Annotated in this window: 16 protein-coding genes and 1 tRNA gene; 10 read left to right on the top strand and 7 right to left on the bottom strand. The window is 72.4% G+C overall.

Annotated elements, in window-relative coordinates; all coding sequences use genetic code 11:
- Positions 1-58: 58 nt before the first annotated feature.
- The 3 genes from LQF12_RS04100 (at position 59) to LQF12_RS04110 (ending at position 3,275) form a co-directional block, all read left to right on the top strand.
- Positions 59-1,291, top strand: coding sequence for a resuscitation-promoting factor (locus LQF12_RS04100; RefSeq protein ID WP_231055500.1), 1,233 nt, complete (start codon positions 59-61; stop codon positions 1,289-1,291).
- A 143-nt stretch (positions 1,292-1,434) separates the two neighbouring features.
- Complete coding sequence (rsmA, locus tag LQF12_RS04105; protein WP_231054730.1) at positions 1,435-2,322, top strand: 16S rRNA (adenine(1518)-N(6)/adenine(1519)-N(6))-dimethyltransferase RsmA; 888 nt, start codon at positions 1,435-1,437, stop codon at positions 2,320-2,322.
- The gene (locus LQF12_RS04110) at positions 2,319-3,275 is read left to right on the top strand and encodes a 4-(cytidine 5'-diphospho)-2-C-methyl-D-erythritol kinase (protein ID WP_231054731.1); all 957 of its coding nucleotides are present in this window, start codon (positions 2,319-2,321) and stop codon (positions 3,273-3,275) included. Before rsmA ends, LQF12_RS04110 begins: the two co-directional genes overlap by 4 nt.
- 29 nt (positions 3,276-3,304) lie before the next feature.
- Here LQF12_RS04110 and LQF12_RS04115 read toward each other — a convergent pair whose 3' ends face one another.
- Entirely contained in the window at positions 3,305-5,101 is a 1,797-nt protein-coding gene (locus LQF12_RS04115; protein ID WP_231054732.1) for an ABC-F family ATP-binding cassette domain-containing protein, read from the bottom strand.
- Positions 5,102-5,189: 88 nt separating this feature from the next.
- Here LQF12_RS04115 and LQF12_RS04120 point away from each other — a divergent pair, with 88 nt between their 5' ends.
- Entirely contained in the window at positions 5,190-5,876 is a 687-nt protein-coding gene (locus tag LQF12_RS04120; protein WP_231054733.1) for an alpha/beta fold hydrolase, read from the top strand.
- Here LQF12_RS04120 and LQF12_RS04125 read toward each other — a convergent pair.
- Both LQF12_RS04125 and LQF12_RS04130 read right to left on the bottom strand, forming a co-directional pair.
- Complete coding sequence (locus tag LQF12_RS04125; RefSeq protein ID WP_231054734.1) at positions 5,857-6,372, bottom strand: MarR family winged helix-turn-helix transcriptional regulator; 516 nt, start codon at positions 6,370-6,372, stop codon at positions 5,857-5,859. The two genes, LQF12_RS04120 and LQF12_RS04125, sit on opposite strands and share 20 nt — an antisense overlap.
- On the bottom strand, positions 6,362-7,027 hold the full coding sequence (locus LQF12_RS04130) for a TetR/AcrR family transcriptional regulator (protein ID WP_231055501.1): 666 nt from the start codon (positions 7,025-7,027) through the stop codon (positions 6,362-6,364). The genes LQF12_RS04125 and LQF12_RS04130 overlap by 11 nt, the downstream gene beginning before the upstream one ends.
- A gap of 137 nt (positions 7,028-7,164) precedes the next feature.
- Between LQF12_RS04130 and LQF12_RS04135 the strand changes: the two genes are divergently transcribed.
- From LQF12_RS04135 to mfd, 6 genes are all read left to right on the top strand, one after another.
- Positions 7,165-7,236, top strand: a tRNA-Gln gene (locus LQF12_RS04135).
- A 135-nt stretch (positions 7,237-7,371) separates the two neighbouring features.
- The gene (gene glmU, locus LQF12_RS04140; protein ID WP_231055502.1) at positions 7,372-8,865 is read left to right on the top strand and encodes a bifunctional UDP-N-acetylglucosamine diphosphorylase/glucosamine-1-phosphate N-acetyltransferase GlmU; all 1,494 of its coding nucleotides are present in this window, start codon (positions 7,372-7,374) and stop codon (positions 8,863-8,865) included.
- A 28-nt stretch (positions 8,866-8,893) separates the two neighbouring features.
- On the top strand, positions 8,894-9,874 hold the full coding sequence (locus LQF12_RS04145; RefSeq protein ID WP_231054735.1) for a ribose-phosphate diphosphokinase: 981 nt from the start codon (positions 8,894-8,896) through the stop codon (positions 9,872-9,874).
- Between the two features lie 182 nt (positions 9,875-10,056).
- A complete protein-coding gene (locus LQF12_RS04150) occupies positions 10,057-10,686 on the top strand; it encodes a 50S ribosomal protein L25/general stress protein Ctc (protein WP_231054736.1) in 630 nt (209 codons plus the stop codon).
- Between the two features lie 19 nt (positions 10,687-10,705).
- Positions 10,706-11,308 (top strand): aminoacyl-tRNA hydrolase, encoded by a 603-nt coding sequence (gene pth, locus LQF12_RS04155; protein WP_231054737.1) that lies wholly within the window; start codon positions 10,706-10,708, stop codon positions 11,306-11,308.
- A gap of 165 nt (positions 11,309-11,473) precedes the next feature.
- Positions 11,474-15,157: a transcription-repair coupling factor gene (gene mfd, locus LQF12_RS04160; protein ID WP_231054738.1), complete on the top strand. Its 3,684-nt coding sequence runs from the start codon at positions 11,474-11,476 to the stop codon at positions 15,155-15,157.
- 4 nt (positions 15,158-15,161) lie between these two features.
- On the opposite strand, the gene LQF12_RS04165 is transcribed toward mfd, so the two are convergent.
- The 4 genes from LQF12_RS04165 to LQF12_RS04180 all read right to left on the bottom strand — a co-directional run bounded on the left by LQF12_RS04165 (position 15,162) and on the right by LQF12_RS04180 (position 19,492).
- Positions 15,162-16,796 (bottom strand): ABC transporter permease, encoded by a 1,635-nt coding sequence (locus LQF12_RS04165; protein ID WP_231054739.1) that lies wholly within the window; start codon positions 16,794-16,796, stop codon positions 15,162-15,164.
- Between the two features lie 5 nt (positions 16,797-16,801).
- Positions 16,802-17,719: an ABC transporter ATP-binding protein gene (locus LQF12_RS04170; protein ID WP_231054740.1), complete on the bottom strand. Its 918-nt coding sequence runs from the start codon at positions 17,717-17,719 to the stop codon at positions 16,802-16,804.
- A gap of 55 nt (positions 17,720-17,774) precedes the next feature.
- Complete coding sequence (locus tag LQF12_RS04175; RefSeq protein WP_231054741.1) at positions 17,775-18,470, bottom strand: TetR/AcrR family transcriptional regulator; 696 nt, start codon at positions 18,468-18,470, stop codon at positions 17,775-17,777.
- Positions 18,471-18,544: 74 nt separating this feature from the next.
- Positions 18,545-19,492: an endonuclease domain-containing protein gene (locus tag LQF12_RS04180; RefSeq protein ID WP_231054742.1), complete on the bottom strand. Its 948-nt coding sequence runs from the start codon at positions 19,490-19,492 to the stop codon at positions 18,545-18,547.
- Positions 19,493-19,601 lie beyond the last annotated feature (109 nt).

The raw sequence follows: 19,601 nt of genomic DNA on the forward strand, positions 1-19,601 counted from the left end.
TCGTTCCGCTGCTGCCCGGCACATCCCCCTCCCCCGCTTCCGAGGATGACTCTTGCCTGTGTTCCGTCGCTCCGCCCCGGCCGCTCCCACCGACGAGTCCGCCCAGCCGGCCCAGTCGCCACCCCGCAACCGTCGTCGCACGGTGATCGGCGTCGTGGCCGCTACCGCTCTCGTCCTCGCGGGTTCGGGTACGGCGATCGCCGCCGCCCACAAGTCCGTCGAGGTCGACCTCGACGGACAGACCACCAGCTACGGCACCTTCTCCGGTGACGTCGAGGGTCTGCTGGCCGAGGCCGGCATCGACCTCGGCCCGCACGATGAGGTCGTGCCCGGTGTCGAGGAGGCGCTCACGGACGACACCGAGGTGGTGGTCCGCACCGCACAGCAGCTGACGATCACCCAGGACGGCGAGGAGCGCACGGTGTGGACCACCGCGCTCTCGGCCGCCGGCGCGCTCGAGGCGCTCTCGGCCGGTGGACGCGAGGCCTCCGTGGTCACCTCGCGCTCGTCCGGCGAGCGCGCCGAGCTGGACATGCCGCTGGCGCTGGACGGCGAGGTCGTCGTCGCCGTGGACGGTGAGGAGCGTACGGTCCCCGCCGACGGGGGCGTGACGCTGGCCGAGGTGCTCCTGCGCGCCGAGGTCGAGCTCGGTGAGCGTGACGACGCCACCGTGACCAGTGAGGACGGCGAGATCCTCGTCACCGTGACCCGCCGCTCGAGCGAGACCGAGACCCGCACGGAGGTCGTCGAGCACGAGTCCACCGAGCGCGGCACCGAGGACCTGTACGAGGGCCAGTCCCGGGTGGCGCGCGAGGGCCAGGACGGCGAACGCACCCTCGAGATCGTCCACCAGCTCGTCAACGGCGAGATCGTCAGCTCCGAGACCACCTCCGACGAGGTGACCACCGAGCCGGTCACCGAGATCGTCGAGGTCGGTACGGCCGAGCGCCCCGCCCCCGAGCCGGAGCCCGAGCCGCAGCCCGAGCCCTCCAGCAGCAGGTCCGGCGGGAGCTCCGGCGGCTCCGGGGAGTCCTCGGGCTCCTCGGCAGGCAGCGGCGTGTGGGCCGCGCTGGCCCAGTGCGAGTCCGGCGGCAACCCCCAGGCCGTCAACCCTGCCGGTCCGTACTACGGGCTGTACCAGTTCACGCAGGGCACCTGGCAGTCCGTCGGCGGCTCCGGCCTGCCGACGGAGGCCTCGGCCGCGGAGCAGACCCAGCGCGCACAGGCGCTCCAGGCGCGTTCCGGCTGGGGCCAGTGGCCGCACTGCTCGGCTCAGCTGGGCCTGCGCTGAGGACAGCACCAGCCCGCGTGGACCCGGTTTCCGGGCGCTGACCCGAGCTCCCGCTTCGGTCGGTGCCTGGAAGCCGGGTCCGTCAGGGCCTGGGCCGGGTGGGCCCGGTCGGCCCGCTCGGCCCGCTCGCCTAGGCTCTGAGGGTGAGCACCCCCGACACCGCCGATGAGACCGTCCGGCTGCTGACCGCCACCGACGTCCGGCGGCTCGCCACCGGGCTCGGGATCCGGCCGACCAAGACCCTCGGTCAGAACTTCGTGATCGACGGTGGCACGGTGCGCCGGATCGTGCGGACCTCCGGTGTGAGCGACTCGGACACGGTGCTCGAGGTCGGACCCGGCCTCGGCTCGCTCACCCTGGGCCTGCTGGAGACCGGGGCGCACGTGATCGCCGTCGAGATCGACCCCACGCTCGCCCGCGCGCTGCCGGGCACGGTGGCCGAACACGCTCCCGCCGCTGTTGACCGGCTCACGGTGGTGCCGGCCGACGCGATGCGGGTGGAGGAGCTGCCCACACCGCCCACCCGGCTGGTCGCCAACCTGCCCTACAACGTCGCCGTGCCGGTGCTGCTGCACCTGCTCGAGCGGTTCGACTCGATCGCCGAGGTGCTGGTGATGGTGCAGGCCGAGGTGGCCGACCGTCTCGCCGCCGGCCCCGGGTCACGCACCTACGGGGTGCCCTCGGCCAAGGCCGCCTGGTACGCGAGCGCCACCCGCGCCGGCTCGATCGGCCGCAACGTCTTCTGGCCGGCCCCGAACGTGGACTCCGCGCTGGTGCGCCTGGTCCGCCGGGACGCCCCGGCGGTCGAGGTCAGCCGGGAGGCCACCTTCGCGTGCATCGACGCCGCCTTCTCCCAGCGGCGCAAGACGCTACGCTCGGCGCTGTCAGGGTGGGCGGGGTCGGCAACGCTCGCCGAGCAGACATTGCGGGAGGCAGGCGTGGATCCGAGCACGCGAGGCGAACGCCTCGACATCACGCAGTTCGCCGCGGTCGCGGCCGCGCGCGCAGCCCTGCGCGGGGCCGAGCAGTGAGCGAACCCGTCGGCGAGAGCGCGGCAGCGGGAGCGGTGCACGTGCGGGCACCGGGCAAGATCAACCTCGTGCTCAAGGTCGGGCCGGTCTCCGAGGACGGCTACCACCCGCTCGCCACCGTCTTCCAGGCCGTCTCGCTGTACGAGGACGTCATCGCCACTCCGGCCGAGGAGATCGAGATCTCGGTCACCGGCCGGCAGGCGCGGCAGGTACCGACGGATGAGTCCAACCTCGCCCACCGGGCCGCGGCGCTGCTGGCCGAGGCCACCGGCATCTCCCGCGGCGTGCACCTGCAGATCACCAAGAACGTCCCCACCGCCGGGGGTATGGGCGGCGGGTCGGCCGATGCCGCGGCGGCACTGCTCGCATGCGATCTGCTGTGGGAGACCGGGCTGGCGCGAGAGGAGCTCGGTCACCTGGCAGCCGAGCTCGGCGCCGACGTTCCGTTCGCACTCACCGGCCAGACGGCGCTCGGGCGCGGCCGCGGGGACGAGCTCACCCCGGCGCTGGCCAGGGGCCGGTTCCACTGGGTGCTGGCCCTGTCGGAGGAGGGTCTGTCCACCCCGGAGGTGTTCGCCGCGTGGGACGCGTTGCCGGCCGCCGGGCCCGAGGACGTCCCCGCCCCGCTGGAGGTGGGGGAGGACGTCATGCAGGCCCTCGTCTCCGGCGATCCACACCGGCTGGCCGGCGTGCTGGTCAACGATCTCGCCGCCGCGGCGGAGCAGCTGCGGCCGGCGGTGGGGACCATGCTGGCGGACGCCGTCGACGTCGGGGCGCTCGCCGCCGTGGTCTCCGGATCCGGTCCGACCGTGGCGGCACTGGCGCCCGACCACGCCGCCGCCCTGGAGATCGCCGGCGCGCTGCGCGCCAAGCAGTGCGCCGACGAGGTGCTCGTGGTCACCAGCCCGGCACCGGGGGCCAGGCTCGTGGAACCGGTGCGCGAGAGCAGCTGAGAGTCCCGCCGTGCCGCCCGTCCGGCGCGTCAGACCTGCTCGCTGAGCTCCAGCCATTCCTCCTCGAGCGCCGTCTGCTCGGCCTGCAGCGCGCGGATTCCCGCCATCGCCGCGGCCAGGCCCTCGAAATCGGACTGGTCGTGGTCGGCGAGCGCGGTCTGGCGCCGTTCGATCTCCCCGCCGGTCTTCTCCATCCGCCGCTCGAGCGAGGTCAGCTGCTTCTTGACCGCCCGCAGCTCGGCTCCGCTGGGCCCGGCCGGCGGCGAGGGAGCGGTGCCGGAGGCCCGTGAACCGGACGGGGCGGAGCGGGCCTGCTCCCGGCGCAGCCGCAGGTACTCGTCCACACCGCCGGGCAGGTGGCGCAGCCCGCCGTCGAGGATGGCGTACTGCTGGTCGGTGACGCGCTCGAGGAAGTAGCGGTCGTGGGAGACCACGATCAGCGTCCCGGCCCAGGAGTCCAGCAGGTCCTCCATGGCCGCCAGCATGTCGGTGTCCAGGTCGTTGGTCGGCTCGTCCAGGATCAGCACGTTCGGCTGGTCGAGCAGGATCAGCAGCAGCTGCAACCGTCGCTGCTGGCCGCCGGAGAGGTCCTTGACCGGCGTGGACAGCTGCGCCGAGGAGAATCCCATCCGCTCCAGCAGCTGGCCCGGGGTGAGCTCGGTCGCCTTCGAGCCGCTGCCGATGGTGTAGCTGGTGCGCAGCCGGGAGATGACCGTGCGCACCGGATCGCCCAGGTGCTCGTCGAGCTCGTCCATCCGCTGGGTCAGGGTGGCGACCTTCACCGTCTTGCCGCGCTTGACCCGCCCGGAGGAGGCCTCCACCGTGCCGGCCACGAGGCCGAGCAGCGTGGACTTGCCGGCGCCGTTGACCCCGAGGATGCCGGTCCGCTCACCCGGGGCGATGCGCCACTCCACCTCGCGCAGGACCTCGTGCTCGCCGTAGGAGACCGAGACGTCCAGCAGGTCCACCACATCCTTGCCCAGGCGGGCCACCGCGAGGGACTGCAGGGTGGTCGGGTCGCGGATCTCGGGCACGTCGGCGATGAGCTCGTTCGCGGCATCGATGCGGAACTTCGGCTTCGCCGTGCGCGCCGGCGCGCCCCGTCGCAACCAGGCGAGCTCCTTGCGCGCCAGGTTCTGGCGCTTGGCCTCCACCGAGGCCGCCTGCCGGTCCCGCTCCACCCGCTGCAGGATGTAGGCGGCGTACCCGCCGTCGAAGGGTTCGACGATCCGGTCGTGGACCTCCCAGGTCAGCGTGCAGACCTCGTCGAGGAACCAGCGGTCGTGGGTGACCACCATCAGCCCGCCCGCACTCGGCGCCCACCGGCGCTTGAGGTGCTCGGCCAGCCAGGTGATGGCCTCGACGTCGAGATGGTTGGTCGGCTCGTCCAGGGCGAGCACGTCGTACTCGCCCGCCAGCAGCTGCGCCAGTGCCACCCGACGGCGCTGCCCGCCCGAGAGGTCGCCCACGCGCCCGTGCCAGGGCACGTCCGTGAGCAGGCCCCCGACGACGTCGCGGACCTTCGGGTCGCGGGCCCACTCGTGCTCGGGGCCGTCGCCGACCACGGTGGTCGAGACGATGCCGTCGGGGTCGAGGGTGTCGGCCTGGTCGAGCACGCCGATCGTGACCCCGCCGCGGACGGTCACCCGGCCCGCGTCCGGTTCGAGCCGTCCGGCGAGCATCGCCATCAGCGAGGACTTGCCGTCGCCGTTGCGTCCGACGATCCCGATCCGGTCGCCCTCGTTGATGCCGAGGGAGACCGAGTCGAAGACGGTCTTGGTGGGGAAGTCGAGGTGCAGGGCTTCAGCCCCGAGAAGATGCGCCATATCGTCACCCAGGGTACCGGCGCCGGCCGAATCGCCAGGCGGGCGTCCCACCGGGGGTCTACCGTGCGATCAACGACAGGAGGATCGCATGGACATCATTCTGATCGCCGGGCTGTGGCTGCCGAGCTCGGTCTGGGACGACACCGCCGCCGAACTGCGCGCGCTCGGCCACCGCCCCCTCGCTCCCGAGCTGCCCGGGGTCGAGGACGGCGACCGCGGGGCCACCCTGGAGGACCAGCTCTCCGCCGTGCTGGCGGCGGTCGACTCCGCGAGTGAACCCCTCGTGGTCGGGCACTCCGCGGCCTCGACCCTGGCGTGGCTGGCGGCGGACCGCCGGCCCGAGACCGTCTCCGGCGTGGTGCTGATCGGCGGCTTCCCCGCCACCCAGGAGTCCGCCTACGCGGACTTCTTCCCCGTGGCCGACGGCGTCATGGCCTTCCCGGGGTGGGGGCCCTTCGAGGGCCCGGACTCCGCCGATCTCGACGACGCAGCACGCGCCCGGCTCGAACAGCTCGCCCTCCCTGTGCCCGCCGCGGTGGCCCGGGCCGAGGTCCGCTGGCACGACAAGCGGCGCTTCGACGTCCCGGTGGTCGAGATCTGCCCCGAGTTCAGCCCGCAGGACCTGCGCGACTGGGTCGGCTCCGGCGACGTGCCCGAGCTGGCGAACGCCCATCACCTGGAGGCGGTCGACATCGACTCCGGGCACTGGCCGATGGTGAGCAGACCTCGCGAGCTGGCCCGGATGATCGCCGCGGTCAGTCCTCGATCTGGGTGAGCAGGCTGCGCAGGATCCGGGCGAGATCCTCGTCCTCGCCCTCCGCCAGGGCACTGAGGAGCTCGGCCTCGCGGGCCAGCAGGTCCTCCATGGCGGCGTCGACGACGTCACGCCCCTGATCGGTCAGCCGCACCCGGACCACCCGCCGGTCGGTCGCATCGGCGGTGCGCACCACCAGCGAGTGCAGCACGAGCCGGTCGATCCGGTTGGTCATGGTGCCGGAGGAGACCAGCATCTGGCCGATCAGGTTGCCGGGGGTGAGCTCGTACGGAGGCCCCGACCGGCGCAGCGCCGAGAGCACGTCGAACTCCCACACCTCCAGCCCGTGCCGGCTGAAGGCCGACCGCCGCGCCAGATCGAGCAGCCGGGACAGGCGCGAGATGCGGGAGAAGATCCGCAGCGGCGCGATGTCGAGATCGGGGCGCTCGCGGACCCACGCCTCGACGATCCGGTCGACTTCATCCACCGCGGCCATGCCCCCGAGATTACTCGACATCGAGAGACCGGGTCCGGTCGCCTTCCGTGGTCCGGGCGGAACCGGCGTGCGGGCGCATCGCGGCCCGGGTGAGCCGGGGCTCGGACTCCAGCGAGCGCAGCCCGTTCCACGACAGGTTGACCAGGTGGGCGGCCACCTCGTGCTTGCCGGGTGCGCGCGTCTCCAGCCACCACTGGCCGGTCAGCGCGATCATCCCGACGAGCATCTGGGCGTACATCGGGGCGGTGGCAGGATCGAAGCCCTGGCGCTCGAACTGCGGCGCGAGGACCTCCTCGACCTGCGTCGCGACGTCGCCGATCAGGGAGGAGAACGTGCCCGTGGCCTGGGCCACGGGGGAGTCGCGCACGAGGATGCGGAAGCCGTCGGTGTGGCTCTCGATGTACTCCAGCAGCGCCAGGGCGGTGCGTTCGACGATCACACGCGGGTGGCCGCCTTCGCGGAGCGACCCGGTGAGTGCCGTCAGCAGGATGGCCACCTCGCGGTCCACGATGACCGCGTAGATCCCTTCCTTCCCGCCGAAGTGCTCGTAGACGACCGGCTTGGACACCCCGCCCCGGGCGGCGATCTCCTCGACGCTGGTGCCCTCGAAGCCCTTCTCGGCGAACAGTGGCCGCGAGACGGCCAGCAGTTGCTCACGGCGCTCGTGGCCGGTCATCCGGGTCCTGGGGCGTCGTGCGGGTTCGCTCACCCGTCCATCATGCCCTGCCGGCTCGGCCAGCGGCCGCGGGCGGCCGGGGCCGACGCACGCAGGTATGCTCTCTGCCGGGTCCGTGCACCGGCGCGCGCGGACGGTCCGCCCTGGTGTAATGGCAGCACGCCGGCCTTTGGTGCCGTGTGGTCCGGGTTCGAATCCTGGGGGCGGAGCCCGGCCCCGGGCGGGCGGTCGGAGCGTGCTCCTTCGACCGCGCGGCGGGCCCAGGATGAGCCGTTAGAGTGGTCGGCGTGAGCCTGACGCCACCCGCTGCCGTGATCATCCTCGCCGCAGGCCAGGGCACCCGGATGAAGTCCGCGACGCCGAAGGTCCTGCATCGCCTGGCCGGCCGGTCCCTCCTCGGGCACGTGCTCCACGCGGCGACCTCGCTACGTCCGGAGCGGATCGCCGTCGTGGTCCGCCACGAGCGTGAGCAGGTGGCCTCCCACGCCCGCGAGCTGGAGTCCGCGGTGCTGATCGCGGACCAGGACGAGGTGCCCGGCACCGGCCGGGCCGTCGAGTGCGCGCTGCACACGCTGGACGCGGCCGTGCAGTCCTCGCAGCTGGCCGGGGGCGAGACGGCGCCTGCCGCCGACGGGATCAGCGGGCCCGTGGTCATCCTCGCCGGTGACGTGCCGCTGCTCGACGGTGAGACCCTCGGGCGCCTGGTGGCGGCGCACGCAGCCGAGAGCAACGCGATCACGGTCCTGACCACCATCCTGGCCGACCCCACCGGGTACGGCCGGGTGGTGCGCGACGACGAGGGCCAGATCGCCAGGATCGTCGAGCACCGCGATGCCACCGCCGAGGAGCTGGCCATCAAGGAGATGAACTCCGGCGTCTACGTGATGGACTCCGGTGTGCTGCGCGCCGCGCTGGCCGAGGTCGACCGCGACAACGACCAGGGCGAGGTCTACCTGACCGATGTGATCGCACTGGCGCGCCGGCAGGGCGGCAACGTGCGCGCCATGGTCACCGAGGACCCGATGCTGGTCGAGGGGGTCAACGACCGGGTTCAGCTGGCCACCCTGGGAGCCGAGCTCAACCGCCGGATCGTTCATGACTGGATGCGTGCCGGGGTCACGGTGGTCGATCCGGCCACCACCTGGATCGACGGCGACGTCCGCCTCAGCGCCGATGTCACGATCCTGCCGGGTACCCAGCTGCACGGCAGCACCGCCGTGGGCACGGGCAGCGTCATCGGCCCCGACACCACCCTCACCGACGTCGAGATCGGCGAGAACGCGACGGTGACCCGCACGCACGGTTCCGGCGGCCGCATCGGCCACGACGCCACGGTCGGGCCGTACACCTATGTCCGCCCCGGCCTCGAGCTGGGGGAGCGCGGCAAGCTCGGAGCGTTCGTGGAGGTGAAGAACGCCCAGATCGGGGCCGGATCGAAGGTGCCGCACCTGTCCTACATCGGCGATGCCACGATCGGCGAGGAGACCAACGTCGGCGCGGCGAGCGTCACCGTCAACTACGACGGCGTGGCCAAGCACCGGACGGTGATCGGTTCCTTCGCCCGCACCGGCGCCGACAACATGTTCGTCGCACCCGTGCGCGTCGGGGACGGTGCTTACACCGGCGCCGGGACGGTCGTGCGCCGGGACATCCCGCCGGGCGCGCTGGCTGTCACCACCGGCAGCCAGCGCAACATCGAGGGGTGGACCATCGACCGGCGCCCCGGTACCCCCGCCGCCGAGGCGGCCGAGCGCGCGCTCGGAGAGCAGTACTCCGCGCAGGCGCAGGCCGAGGAGCGACGCCGGCATGCACACTCCGACACCACCGACCCGAGCTGAGACACCCGCCATGAGGAGCACCCAGACGATGACAGGTATCACCAGCCACGGCGAGAAGCGACTGGTGCTGGTCTCCGGCCGCGCCCACCCCGAGCTCGCCCAGGCGGTGGCCGACGAGCTGGGTATCGAGGTCGTGCCGACCACCCTCTACGACTTCGCCAACGGTGAGATCTACGTCCGCTTCGCCGAGAGCGTGCGTGGCGCGGACGCCTTCGTCCTGCAGTCGCACACGGCGCCGATCAACGAGTGGATCATGGAGCAGCTGTTGATGGTCGACGCCCTCAAGCGTGCGTCGGTCAAGCAGGTGACGGCCGTCATCCCCTTCTACGGCTACGCCCGCCAGGACAAGAAGCACCGCGGCCGCGAGCCCATCTCCGCGCGGCTGATGGCGGACATGTTCGCCACCGCCGGGGCCGACCGGCTGATGAGCGTGGACCTGCACGCCGCGCAGACGCAGGGCTTCTTCAACGGCCCCGTCGATCACCTGTGGGCCATGCCGATCCTGACCGACTACGTGCGCACCCGGGTGGACCTGGGCAACGCGGCCGTGGTCTCCCCCGACGCCGGCCGGATCCGCGTGGCCGAGCAGTGGGCCGCCAAGCTCGGCGGGGTGCCGCTGGCGTTCGTGCACAAGACGCGCGACATCACCCGGCCCAACCAGGCGGTCGCCAACCGGGTGGTGGGTGACGTCGAGGGCCGTGACTGCGTCCTCGTGGACGACCTGATCGACACCGGGGGCACGATCGCCGAGGCGGCGAAGGTGCTGATGGCCGCCGGCGCCAAGAGCGTCATCGTCGCGGCCACCCACGGCGTCCTCTCGGACCCGGCGGTGCGCCGGCTGAGCGAGTCCGGAGCCCGCGAGGTGGTGATCACGGACACGCTGCCCATCCCGGCCGACAAGCACTTCGAGCAGCTCAAGGTGCTCTCGATCGCCCCGCTGCTCGCGCGCGCGATCCGCGAGGTCTTCGACGACGGCTCGGTCACCTCCCTCTTCGACGGCAACGTCTGAGGCCGGCGGTTCCCCACCGCGGGGATGTTCCGGTAGTCTGTGGCGGTTGCCTCGGCGAGGGGTGGGAAGTCTCCCACCCGTGATCGACGCGGCGGATCCCCGACGGGCCAGACCCGTGAGGTGCGTTCGCTGGCTGTCGTCCGCCCGGCGTGCCCACCCACCACCGTCTGCGAGAGAGATCCATGGCTAGCAACGAGAACCGCGTCTCGGCGTCCGTCCGCTCCGACTTCGGCAAGGGCGCGGCCCGCCGCACCCGCCGCCAGGGCCTGACCCCGGCCGTGCTCTACGGTCACGGCACCGACCCGGTGCACCTGTCCCTGCCCACGCACGAGACCTGGCTGATCCTCAAGGACAACCCGAACGCCCTGCTCACGCTGCAGATCGACGGCGACACCGAGCTGGCGCTGCCGCGTGACATCCAGCGTCACCCGGTGCGCTGGACCCTCGAGCACGTCGACCTCATCCTCGTGCGCCGCGGCGAGAAGGTCGTCGTCGACGTGGCCGTGCACGCCGAGGGCGAGACCGCCTCGGGCACCAGCTACGTCCTCGAGGCCTCCACGATCAGCCTCGAGGCCGAGGCCACGCACCTGCCCGAGTACGTCTCGGTCTCCGTCGAGGGGCTCGAGGACGGCGACATCGTCCGCGCCGGTGACCTCACCCTGCCCGAGGGCAGCACGCTCGAGACCGACCCGGAGACCCCGGTCGTGGTCGTCTACGTGCCGCGTGAGGAGCCCAGCGAGGACGAGGAGTCCGAGGAGGGCGCCACCGAGGCTGCTGCCGAGGAGAGCGCGGAGCCCTCGGACGAGTCCTGAGTCCCAGGTCGAGCACGCGATGACCGACGGACCCTGGCTGGTGGTGGGCCTGGGCAACCCCGGGCCCACCTACGCCGGGAACCGGCACAACGTCGGGCACATGGTGCTCGAGACCCTCGCCCGGGACGTCCCGGGCAGTTTCGTCACCCACCGGTCCCGGGCCGCCGTCCTCGACGGCCGGCTCGGGACGGTGGCGTCCGGGGCCCCTGGCCCACGGGTGGTGCTCGCGAAGCCGGCGAGCTACATGAACGTCTCCGGCAAGCCCGTCGCCGCGCTGATGCGGTTCTATGACGTGGAGCCGGCCCGGTTGCTCGTCGTCCACGACGAGCTGGATCTGCCCCTGTCCACCCTGCGACTGAAGCAGGGCGGCGGTGAGGGCGGTCACAACGGCCTGAAGTCGATCTCGCAGGCGCTCGGCACCCGGGACTACCTGCGGCTGCGCGTCGGGATCGGCCGCCCGCCCGGGCGGATGGACCCGGCCGACTACGTGCTGCGCGACTTCGCCTCGACCGAGCGTGACGACGTGGCACTGACCCTGGTGGACGCGGCCGACGCCGTCGCCGATCTCGTCGCCCACGGGCTGGAGTACGCGCAGACCCGGTGGCACGCGCCCCGGCCCTGAGCTTCTCGGTAACCTGTGCCGTTCGCCACGCTCCCTACCTCGTCCCGGTGATGGGCGCGCGAGCGCCCTGTCGGCAGGCGAGAGTAGAGTGAACCAGCAACCCGCCGCCCGGCTCAGAAGCCGGTGGCGGGCCGTTCGTGCTGCCTGCCTCGGGACCGACCACTCATGACTTTGACCGGCGTGCTCTCCGCCTTCCGTGCCGACGACGGCGTCCGCGAGCTCGTCGAGGCGGTCTCCACCCGCGGGACCCTCGACATCACTGCTTCCGTGGGCGCCCGCGCCCCGATGCTCGCCGAATTGGCTGCCCGCGGTGGCCGAACCCTCGTGGTGACCGTCGCGACCGGGCGGGAGGGGGACGAGCTCGCCGCTGCGCTCGGCGCCTATCTCGACCCCGCCGGGGTCGCGGTGTTCCCGGCGTGGGAGACCTTGCCCCACGAGCGGCTCTCTCCCCGCAGCGACACGGTCGCGCGCCGCATCGCTGTGCTCCGCCGGCTGGCCCACCCCGACGCCGTCGGTGACCACGCCGGGGGAGCAGCGGGGTCGGGCGCCCCGATCAGGGTGCTGATCGTTCCCGTGCGCGCGATGCTGCAGCCGGTGGTCGCCGGCCTGGGCGACCTCGAGCCGGTCGCGCTGCGTCCGGGCGACACGGCTCCGATGGAGGAGGTCGTCGAGCGGCTCGTCGCCGCCGCCTACACCCGGGTGGACATGGTCGAGCGCCGGGGCGAGTTCGCCGTCCGGGGCGGGCTGCTGGACGTGTTCGCGCCCACCGAGGCCCACCCGCAGCGCATCGAGTTCTGGGGTGATGACGTCGAGGAGATCCGCTGGTTCTCCGCTGCCGACCAGCGCTCCCTGGAGGTCAGCGAGGACGGTATGTGGGCGCCCCCCACCCGGGAGATCCTGCTGACCGAGGCCGTGCGTGCGCGTGCCGCTGCGCTGATGCCCACGCTCCCCGGCGCCGCCGAGATGCTGGAGAAGCTCAGCCAGGGCATCGCCGTGGATGGGATGGAATCCCTGGCCCCGGTGCTGGTCGAGGAGATGGTGCCCTTCCTCGACCTGGTCCCCGACGACGCCCTGCTCATCCTGCACGACCCCGAACGCATCCGCCGCCGCGCGCACGATCTGGTGGCGACCACCGAGGAGTTCCTCGCCGCCGCCTGGACCTCCGCGGCCGCCGGGGCCAACACCCCGATCGATCTCTCCGGCGCCAGCTTCGCCACCCTGGCCGATACCCGCGACATCGCCCGCCGCCGTGGCCTCGGCTGGTGGGCCGTCGGCGGCTTCGCCACCGACGCCGAACTGGCGGAGCTCGCCGAGGCCGCTGATCCGGCGGGGGAGACCGATGGTGCCGACGACGACGCCGAGGCATCCGTGGTCGTGCGCAGCCGGGACGTCCACGGCTACCGGGGCGAGACCGCACGCGCGGTCGCCGACCTCAAGGAGCTCACCACCCAGTCCTGGCGCCTCGTGCTCGTCACCGAGGGTGCCGGCCCGGCGCGCCGGATGGTCGAACAGCTCCTCGAGGCCGACGTCCCCGCCCGGCTGGTCGCCGAGATCACCCCGGCCGGGCCCGAGGCGAGGGAGGGCGAGGACCCGGACCTTCCGCCGTCGGGCGTGGTGCTGGTGACCACGGCCAGCATCGGGCGCGGATTCGTGGCCGAGGAGCTGCGCCTCGCGGTCTTCACCGAGGCGGACCTGACCGGCCGACCCGGCACCTCCACCCGCGACATGCGCACGATGCCCTCCAAGCGCCGCAATGTGGTCGACCCGCTGGCGCTGCGGCCCGGGGACCACGTGGTGCACGAGCAGCACGGAGTGGGCCGGTTCGTCGAGCTGATCCAGCGCACCGTCGGCGTGGGCAAGTCCGCCGTCACCCGCGAGTACATGGTCATCGAGTACGCCGCCTCCAAGCGGGGGCACCCGGGGGACCGGCTGTTCGTCCCCACCGACTCCCTGGACCAGGTCACCAAGTACACCGGTGGCGAGTCGCCCAGCCTGAACAAGATGGGCGGCTCGGACTGGGCCAAGACCAAGGGCCGTGCGCGCCGCGCGATCAAGGAGATCGCCGGCGAGCTGATCCGCCTGTACTCGGCGCGGATGGCCACCGAGGGGCACGCCTTCGCCCCCGACACCCCGTGGCAGCGCGAGCTCGAGGATGCCTTCGCCTTCGTGGAGACCCCGGACCAGCTCTCCAGCATCGAGGAGGTCAAGGCCGACATGGAGAAGCCGGTCCCGATGGACCGTCTCATCTCCGGCGACGTCGGCTACGGCAAGACCGAGATCGCGGTGCGCGCCGCGTTCAAGGCCGTGCAGGACGGCAAGCAGGTGGCCGTGCTGGTGCCCACCACGCTGCTGGTGCAGCAGCACCTGGACACCTTCAGCGAGCGCTACACCGGCTTCCCGGTGACCGTGAAGTCGCTCTCCCGCTTCCAGAGCGCCGCCGAGGCCGAGGCGGTGCGCGAGGGGGTGCGCACCGGCGCCGTCGACGTGGTGATCGGCACGCACCGGCTCATCACCGGTGAGGTGCGCTTCAAGAACCTCGGGCTGGTCGTGGTCGACGAGGAGCAGCGCTTCGGCGTCGAGCACAAGGAGACCCTCAAGCAGCTGCGCACCAACGTGGACGTGCTCGCCATGTCCGCCACGCCCATCCCGCGCACCCTGGAGATGGCGGTCACCGGCATCCGCGAGATGTCCACCCTCGCCACCCCACCGGAGGAGCGGCACCCGGTCCTGACCTACGTCGGTGCCTACGCCGAGCGGCAGATCACGGCCGCGATCCGGCGCGAGCTGCTGCGTGAGGGCCAGGTGTTCTACGTCCACAACCGCGTGGAGTCCATCGACCGGGCGGCCGCGCGGCTGCGTGAGCTCGTCCCCGACGCCCGGATCGCGGTGGCGCACGGGAAGATGAACGAGCACGAGCTGGAGCGCGTGATCGTCGACTTCTGGGAGAAGCGGTTCGACGTGCTGGTGTGCACCACGATCGTCGAGACCGGGCTGGACATCTCCAACGCCAACACCCTGATCGTCGAACGTGCCGACAACTTCGGTCTGTCCCAGCTGCACCAGCTCCGCGGCCGGGTGGGCCGCGGGCGCGAACGGGCCTACGCCTACTTCCTCTACCCGCCGGAGAAGCCGCTCACCGAGACCGCCCACGAGCGGCTGCAGACGATCGCGGCGCACACCGATCTCGGCGCCGGGATCCAGGTGGCGATGAAAGACCTGGAGATTCGTGGCGCGGGCAACCTGCTGGGCGGGGAGCAGTCCGGCCACATCGCCGGTGTCGGCTTCGACCTGTACGTACGGATGGTCTCCGAGGCCGTCGCCTCGTACAAAGGTGAGGAGCCACAGGAGCTGGCCGACCTCAAGGTCGAGCTGCCGATCGATGCCCACGTCCCGCACGACTACATCGCCCACGAACGGCTCCGGCTGGAGGCCTACACCAAGCTCTCCCAGGCGGGCGACCAGACGGCGATCGACGCCGTCCGCGAGGAGCTGGTGGACCGCTACGGTCCGGTGCCCGAACCGGTGGAGCGGTTGTTCGCCGTCGCCGGACTGCGGGTGAAGGCCCGCGCCGCGGGCCTGGCCGACATCACCGCCCAGGGCAAGTTCATCCGGTTCGCCCCGGTCGAGCTCGCCGAGTCGGCCCAGCTGCGGCTCAAGCGGCTGTTCCCGGGCACGGTGCTCAAGCCGGCCGTCCGCACCATCCTCGTGCCCACGCCGATGACCTCACGCGTGGGCGGGCAGCCGCTACGCGACCAGGCACTGCTGACCTGGGTGGGCGAACTGATCGATGCGGTGATCGCCCCGGATGCCACCGTCGCCGCCGCGGCGACGGTGGCGGCACGGTCCTGAGGTCTCACGTGGTGACCAGGTCGCGACGGCGGAACGCTGCCAGTCCGATCATCGCAAGCACGAGCGCGACGAGGGTCTGGATGAGCAGCGGGGCCGCGGTGATCGCCGCACCGGGCACGGCCGGGGTGTGATGCCACGGTGAGATCGCCAGCAGCGCCGGCGGCAGGTCCAGCATCTCGCCGAAGAAGGCAGCCAGCCCGCTGAACGTCACGAGTACGGTCGCCACCGGGAGCAACCGCGGGGACAGGCCGTACAGGGCCGTCACCAGCCCGACGACGACCAGCACCGCGGGCGCGCCCACCAGCCCGGCCACGGTCAGCTCGCCCAGCAGCGACCAGTCCCCGGTGCTCGCCGCGGCGGTCACGCCCATCGCCGCGCACGCCAGCACCAGCAGCAGCACGGACGCGGCGGCGGTGACCACCACGTGCCCGGCCAGCCACATTGGCTTGCTGACCGCGGTGGCCAGGACCGGCTCGGCGCGCCCGTCCAGCTCCTCGGCCCGCACCCGCAGCAACGACAGCAGCGCGAAGACGGCCACAGCGATCACCATCATCACCGCCAGCGTGTTCAGGTAGCCGAGCACCGGGTCCGGGCCGGCGGTGAACATCTCGCCCATCGTGCCCGTCATGTCCGCGAAGGAGTCGACGAACGGGCCGGTCGTGCTCCCGTACACCAGGCCGGCGATCAGCAGGCCGATCGCCCATCCTCGGACGGACCCGCGGTGCAGCCGCAGCGCCAGCGTGAGCGGATTGCTCACCCAGCGCGGGGCCGCTGCCCGGCCCCGCCGGGAGGCACGGAGCCCGGCGCCGAGGTCGCGCCGGTCGGAGAGCCGGTAGGCGAGCAGGATCAACGCCACCGACACGACGGCGGAGATCGCCAGCGGCCACCAGCGTTCGTCCACGAACGCCCGGGTCTGCTGCGACCACGCGTACGGGGTCACCCAGGAGAGCGCGTTCCCGTGCTCGCCGGTCATGTCCCCGACGGCCCGCAGGACGTAGGTGCCGCCGAGGACCGCCCCGGCGATGGCGCTGCTCACCCGGGAGTACTCGCTCACCTGTGCCGAGACGAAGGCCACGCCGGCGAAGACCATCCCGAAGGCGCCGACCCCGGCGGCCACCAGCAGCGCACCCGAGGCGGGGGCCTCGAAGGCGAGCAGACCGCCCAGCATCACCAGCGTGACCCCGATGTTGCCGGCCACCGCCATGATCAGGGTGGCGGTGAGCGGGGCGTACCGTCCGACCACGTTGGCCCGGATCAGCTCGGCGCGGCCGGTCTGCTCCTCCACCCGCGTGTGCCGGGAGACGAGCAGGATGTTCATCAGCGCCGCCGCCAGCATGAAGTAGACGACGTAGATCGCCGTGAAGAAGGTGACGTAGCTCAGGTCCTCACCGAGGCCGTATCCGGGCCCGCCGAGGAGCCCGATCATCGGGCCGGAGGTGAAGGCACTGAGCTCGGCGAGCTCGGCCTCGGAGGGGAAGAGCGTCTCGAAGGCGGTGAAGAAGTACGGCACGAAGATGCCGATCCCGAGCACCCAGGCGGGTAGCCGGATGCGGTCGCGGCGGAGCATGAAGCGCAGCAGGGCTGCCGTCCCGGTGAAGGGGCCCGACGGTGCCTGGGTGCGGGTGCTGACTGTGCTCATCGTGGTCATCGCGGGCTCGCCTGCGGGGCCGGGCTGCTCGCGGCGCTGCCGTAGTGGCGTAGCAGCAGCTGCTCGAGGGTGGGCGGATGCGCCACGATCGAACGCACGCCGAGGGGAGCGAGGTGCTGCAGCACCACCGGGACGTGCTCGCCGTCGACCTCGAAGCGGGTCTGGCCGTCCTCGGTGGTGAGGCTGTGCACCCCGGCCAGTCCGGCCAGCCCGTCCGCCGGCTGTTCGGTGGAGACGGTGACCGAGGTGCGGGTCAGGTGACGCAGCTCGGCGAGGGTGCCGGTCTCGATCGTCCGGCCGGCGCGCACGATGGAGACCCGGTCGGCGAGCACCTCGACCTGGGCGAGGATGTGGCTGGAGAGCAGCACGGAGGTGCCGGCGGCCTTCGCCTCACTGATGCACTCCTGGAAGACGGCTTCCATGAGGGGGTCGAGCCCCGCCGTCGGCTCGTCCAGGACGAGCAGGTCGACCCGGCTGGCGAGGGCGGCCACGAGCGCCACCTTCTGCCGGTTGCCCTTGGAGTAGGTGCGTCCTTTCTTGCGTAGGTCGAGGTCGAAGCGGTCGGCCAGGGACTCCACCAGGCGGCGGTCGGCGCCGCCTCGTAGCCGGGTGAAGACGTCGATCGCCTCGCCGCCGGTGAGGGTGGGCCACAGCTCCACGTCACCGGGCACGTAGGCCAGGCGGCGGTGCAGGGCGACAGCGTCGGCCGCCGGGTCCTGCCCGAACAGCCGCGCCGTGCCCGAGGTGGGGCGCAGCAGGCCCAGCAGGATGCGGATCGTGGTCGTCTTGCCGGCACCGTTGGGGCCGAGCAGCCCGTGCACCTCGCCGGGTGCGACGGACAGGTCCAGGCCGTCGAGGGCACGGACGCGGCCGTAGCTCTTGACGAGATTGTCGATGGTGATGACGTCGGTCATCGCGGGCCTCCAGGGAAGGGTGGGAACGAGGTGGGCTGTGGCGCGCCGGGGCGCCTCAGTCGTCCTCGGGTGGGTCCGGGGCCACGTCGTGCGGCGGCGTGCTCTGCCCGCCCTCGCCGGTGCCGTAGCCGGCACCGAGGACGGCCTCGAGGATCCGGCTGTCGGCGAAGACGCCGTGGGTGTAGAGCTCCAGGGCGGGCAGCATCGCCTCGTCCATGAACGCGCGCATGGTCGCGACCGGGTCACGGGGCCCGCCCTCGTCCGCGAGCCGGATGCGCAGCAGCAATGCCCCCAGCCCGGCGTGCGTGAGGTAGCGGGCCCGGGCCTGCGGGTCGCGGCTGGGCCGGATCATCCCGGTGCGCTCGCCCTCGGCCAGGTAGTCGATTGCGTCCGCGACCATGTGATCGATCAGCTGCCGGGCGAGGGTGCCGCCGTCGATGAGGCTGGCGACCACGTAGCCGGTGAGCGGGGCGTACTCGTCCATGTGGGCGAGCTGCTCGAGCAGGCTGCGGTTGTCGGCGGCCACGGCGGTGAGCTTGATGCGGCGGATCTCGGCGAGCACGTGCTCGTCGCACGCCGCCCGGAGAGCGTCCTTCGAGCCGTAGTGCCGGATCACCAGGGCGGCGCTGACTCCGGCCTCGGCGCCGATCTCGCGCAGGCCCACGGTGAACCCGTCGATGCCGAACCGGCGCACGGCAGCGGCGAGGATCCGCTCGGGCGTCGTGCCCGGGTCCGTCCCGTCGGTGTCCATGCTGACCAGCGTAAACGTTCGTTTACACCTAGGCAAGACCGCGCGTTGCCCCGATCTGTCGCTTCGGCCCGGACTCAGCCGACAGATCGGGGCAACGCGGGGCGGCCGGCCGCGTCGCCGGGCCGCCGGCCGCGGCTGCGCAGTGCCCGTCCGACCTGCTCGATCACCGACGAGAGCCTGGTTCCGCCGTGCGACCGGTTCACGCGGATGACCAGCCAGCCCGCTTCCGCGAGAGCGTTCAGCCGGTCGATGTCGCGCTCGTATTGGCGCCGGTCGGTGCGGTGGTGGTCGCCGTCGTACTCCACGATGACCCGCTCTGCCCGGTAGACGAGGTCGGCACGGGCGAGGAACCGGCCCCGGTCGTCGAACAGCTCCTTGTTCACCTCCGGCTCGGGCAGCCCCGCCGCGAGGAGGGAGAGTCGCAGTCTGGTCTCCCGTGGCGAATCGGTCCCGGCTCGCACGAGACGCGCCGCACGAGTCAGAGTCCGATGGCCGCGACGGCCGTGGTGCGCCTCGACGGCCTCGGTCAGTGCCGCGGCGGTGGCCAGCGGTCGCTTGCGGCGCAGGAGGGCGTCGCCGACGACCACCAGGTCCCACATCGACTGTGTTCCGGCGAGCTGGAGCCACACGCTCAGCGCAGAAGCGACCCGGGCCCCTCGTGCCACGCGCACTCGCGTGAGCCGGGGATCGAGTCTGTGCCCCCGGATCCGGCTGCCCCGGGGCGCGCGGGCCGGCGCGATCACCGCCATGTCGAGCCGATCGCCGCGCGGCCAGGGGGCGGGCAGGCCGTGGAGCGTGGCCGCGGTGTGATGGGAGACGAGGGTGTCCGGCCGTAGCACCTGGTAGGCGAGACATCGTTCGTGCAGGCTCAGCGCGTCCTTCGCCGGTACGCGCACCCCGGGGAACGGCGCCTCCAGATCGCTGCGGCGGAGACGTTCGGCGCCGACCCCGGCGGCGAGCGCGCTGCGCACGGTGAACAGTTCGCTGTGCAAGGAGTCCGGGAGCGGCTCGGGTGTGCGCATGCCCCGAGCGTGGCCGGGGCAGCCGGTGACCAGGCTCTGCGGGAGCGGGGGCTGTGGAGGGGGCGCCATCCGGGCACCGCCCGTGGACCGGCGCCGCCCGGACCGTGCC

It is taken from the genome of Ruania suaedae (assembly GCF_021049265.1).
Lineage (GTDB): Bacteria > Actinomycetota > Actinomycetes > Actinomycetales > Beutenbergiaceae > Ruania > Ruania suaedae.

What these genes read in the sequence shown, in the direction of transcription:
- mfd (WP_231054738.1), top strand. Translation starts at nt 11,474, where the DNA reads ATGACTTTGACCGGCGTGCTCTCCGCCTTCCGTGCCGACGACGGCGTC.
- LQF12_RS04175 (WP_231054741.1), bottom strand. Translation starts at nt 18,470, where the DNA reads ATGGACACCGACGGGACGGACCCGGGCACGACGCCCGAGCGGATCCTC.
- LQF12_RS04130 (WP_231055501.1), bottom strand. Translation starts at nt 7,027, where the DNA reads ATGACCGGCCACGAGCGCCGTGAGCAACTGCTGGCCGTCTCGCGGCCA.
- LQF12_RS04150 (WP_231054736.1), top strand. Translation starts at nt 10,057, where the DNA reads ATGGCTAGCAACGAGAACCGCGTCTCGGCGTCCGTCCGCTCCGACTTC.
- LQF12_RS04120 (WP_231054733.1), top strand. Translation starts at nt 5,190, where the DNA reads ATGGACATCATTCTGATCGCCGGGCTGTGGCTGCCGAGCTCGGTCTGG.
- pth (WP_231054737.1), top strand. Translation starts at nt 10,706, where the DNA reads ATGACCGACGGACCCTGGCTGGTGGTGGGCCTGGGCAACCCCGGGCCC.
- LQF12_RS04145 (WP_231054735.1), top strand. Translation starts at nt 8,894, where the DNA reads ATGACAGGTATCACCAGCCACGGCGAGAAGCGACTGGTGCTGGTCTCC.
- LQF12_RS04170 (WP_231054740.1), bottom strand. Translation starts at nt 17,719, where the DNA reads ATGACCGACGTCATCACCATCGACAATCTCGTCAAGAGCTACGGCCGC.
- glmU (WP_231055502.1), top strand. Translation starts at nt 7,372, where the DNA reads ATGAAGTCCGCGACGCCGAAGGTCCTGCATCGCCTGGCCGGCCGGTCC.
- LQF12_RS04115 (WP_231054732.1), bottom strand. Translation starts at nt 5,101, where the DNA reads ATGGCGCATCTTCTCGGGGCTGAAGCCCTGCACCTCGACTTCCCCACC.
- LQF12_RS04180 (WP_231054742.1), bottom strand. Translation starts at nt 19,492, where the DNA reads ATGCGCACACCCGAGCCGCTCCCGGACTCCTTGCACAGCGAACTGTTC.
- LQF12_RS04125 (WP_231054734.1), bottom strand. Translation starts at nt 6,372, where the DNA reads ATGTCGAGTAATCTCGGGGGCATGGCCGCGGTGGATGAAGTCGACCGG.
- LQF12_RS04165 (WP_231054739.1), bottom strand. Translation starts at nt 16,796, where the DNA reads ATGAGCACAGTCAGCACCCGCACCCAGGCACCGTCGGGCCCCTTCACC.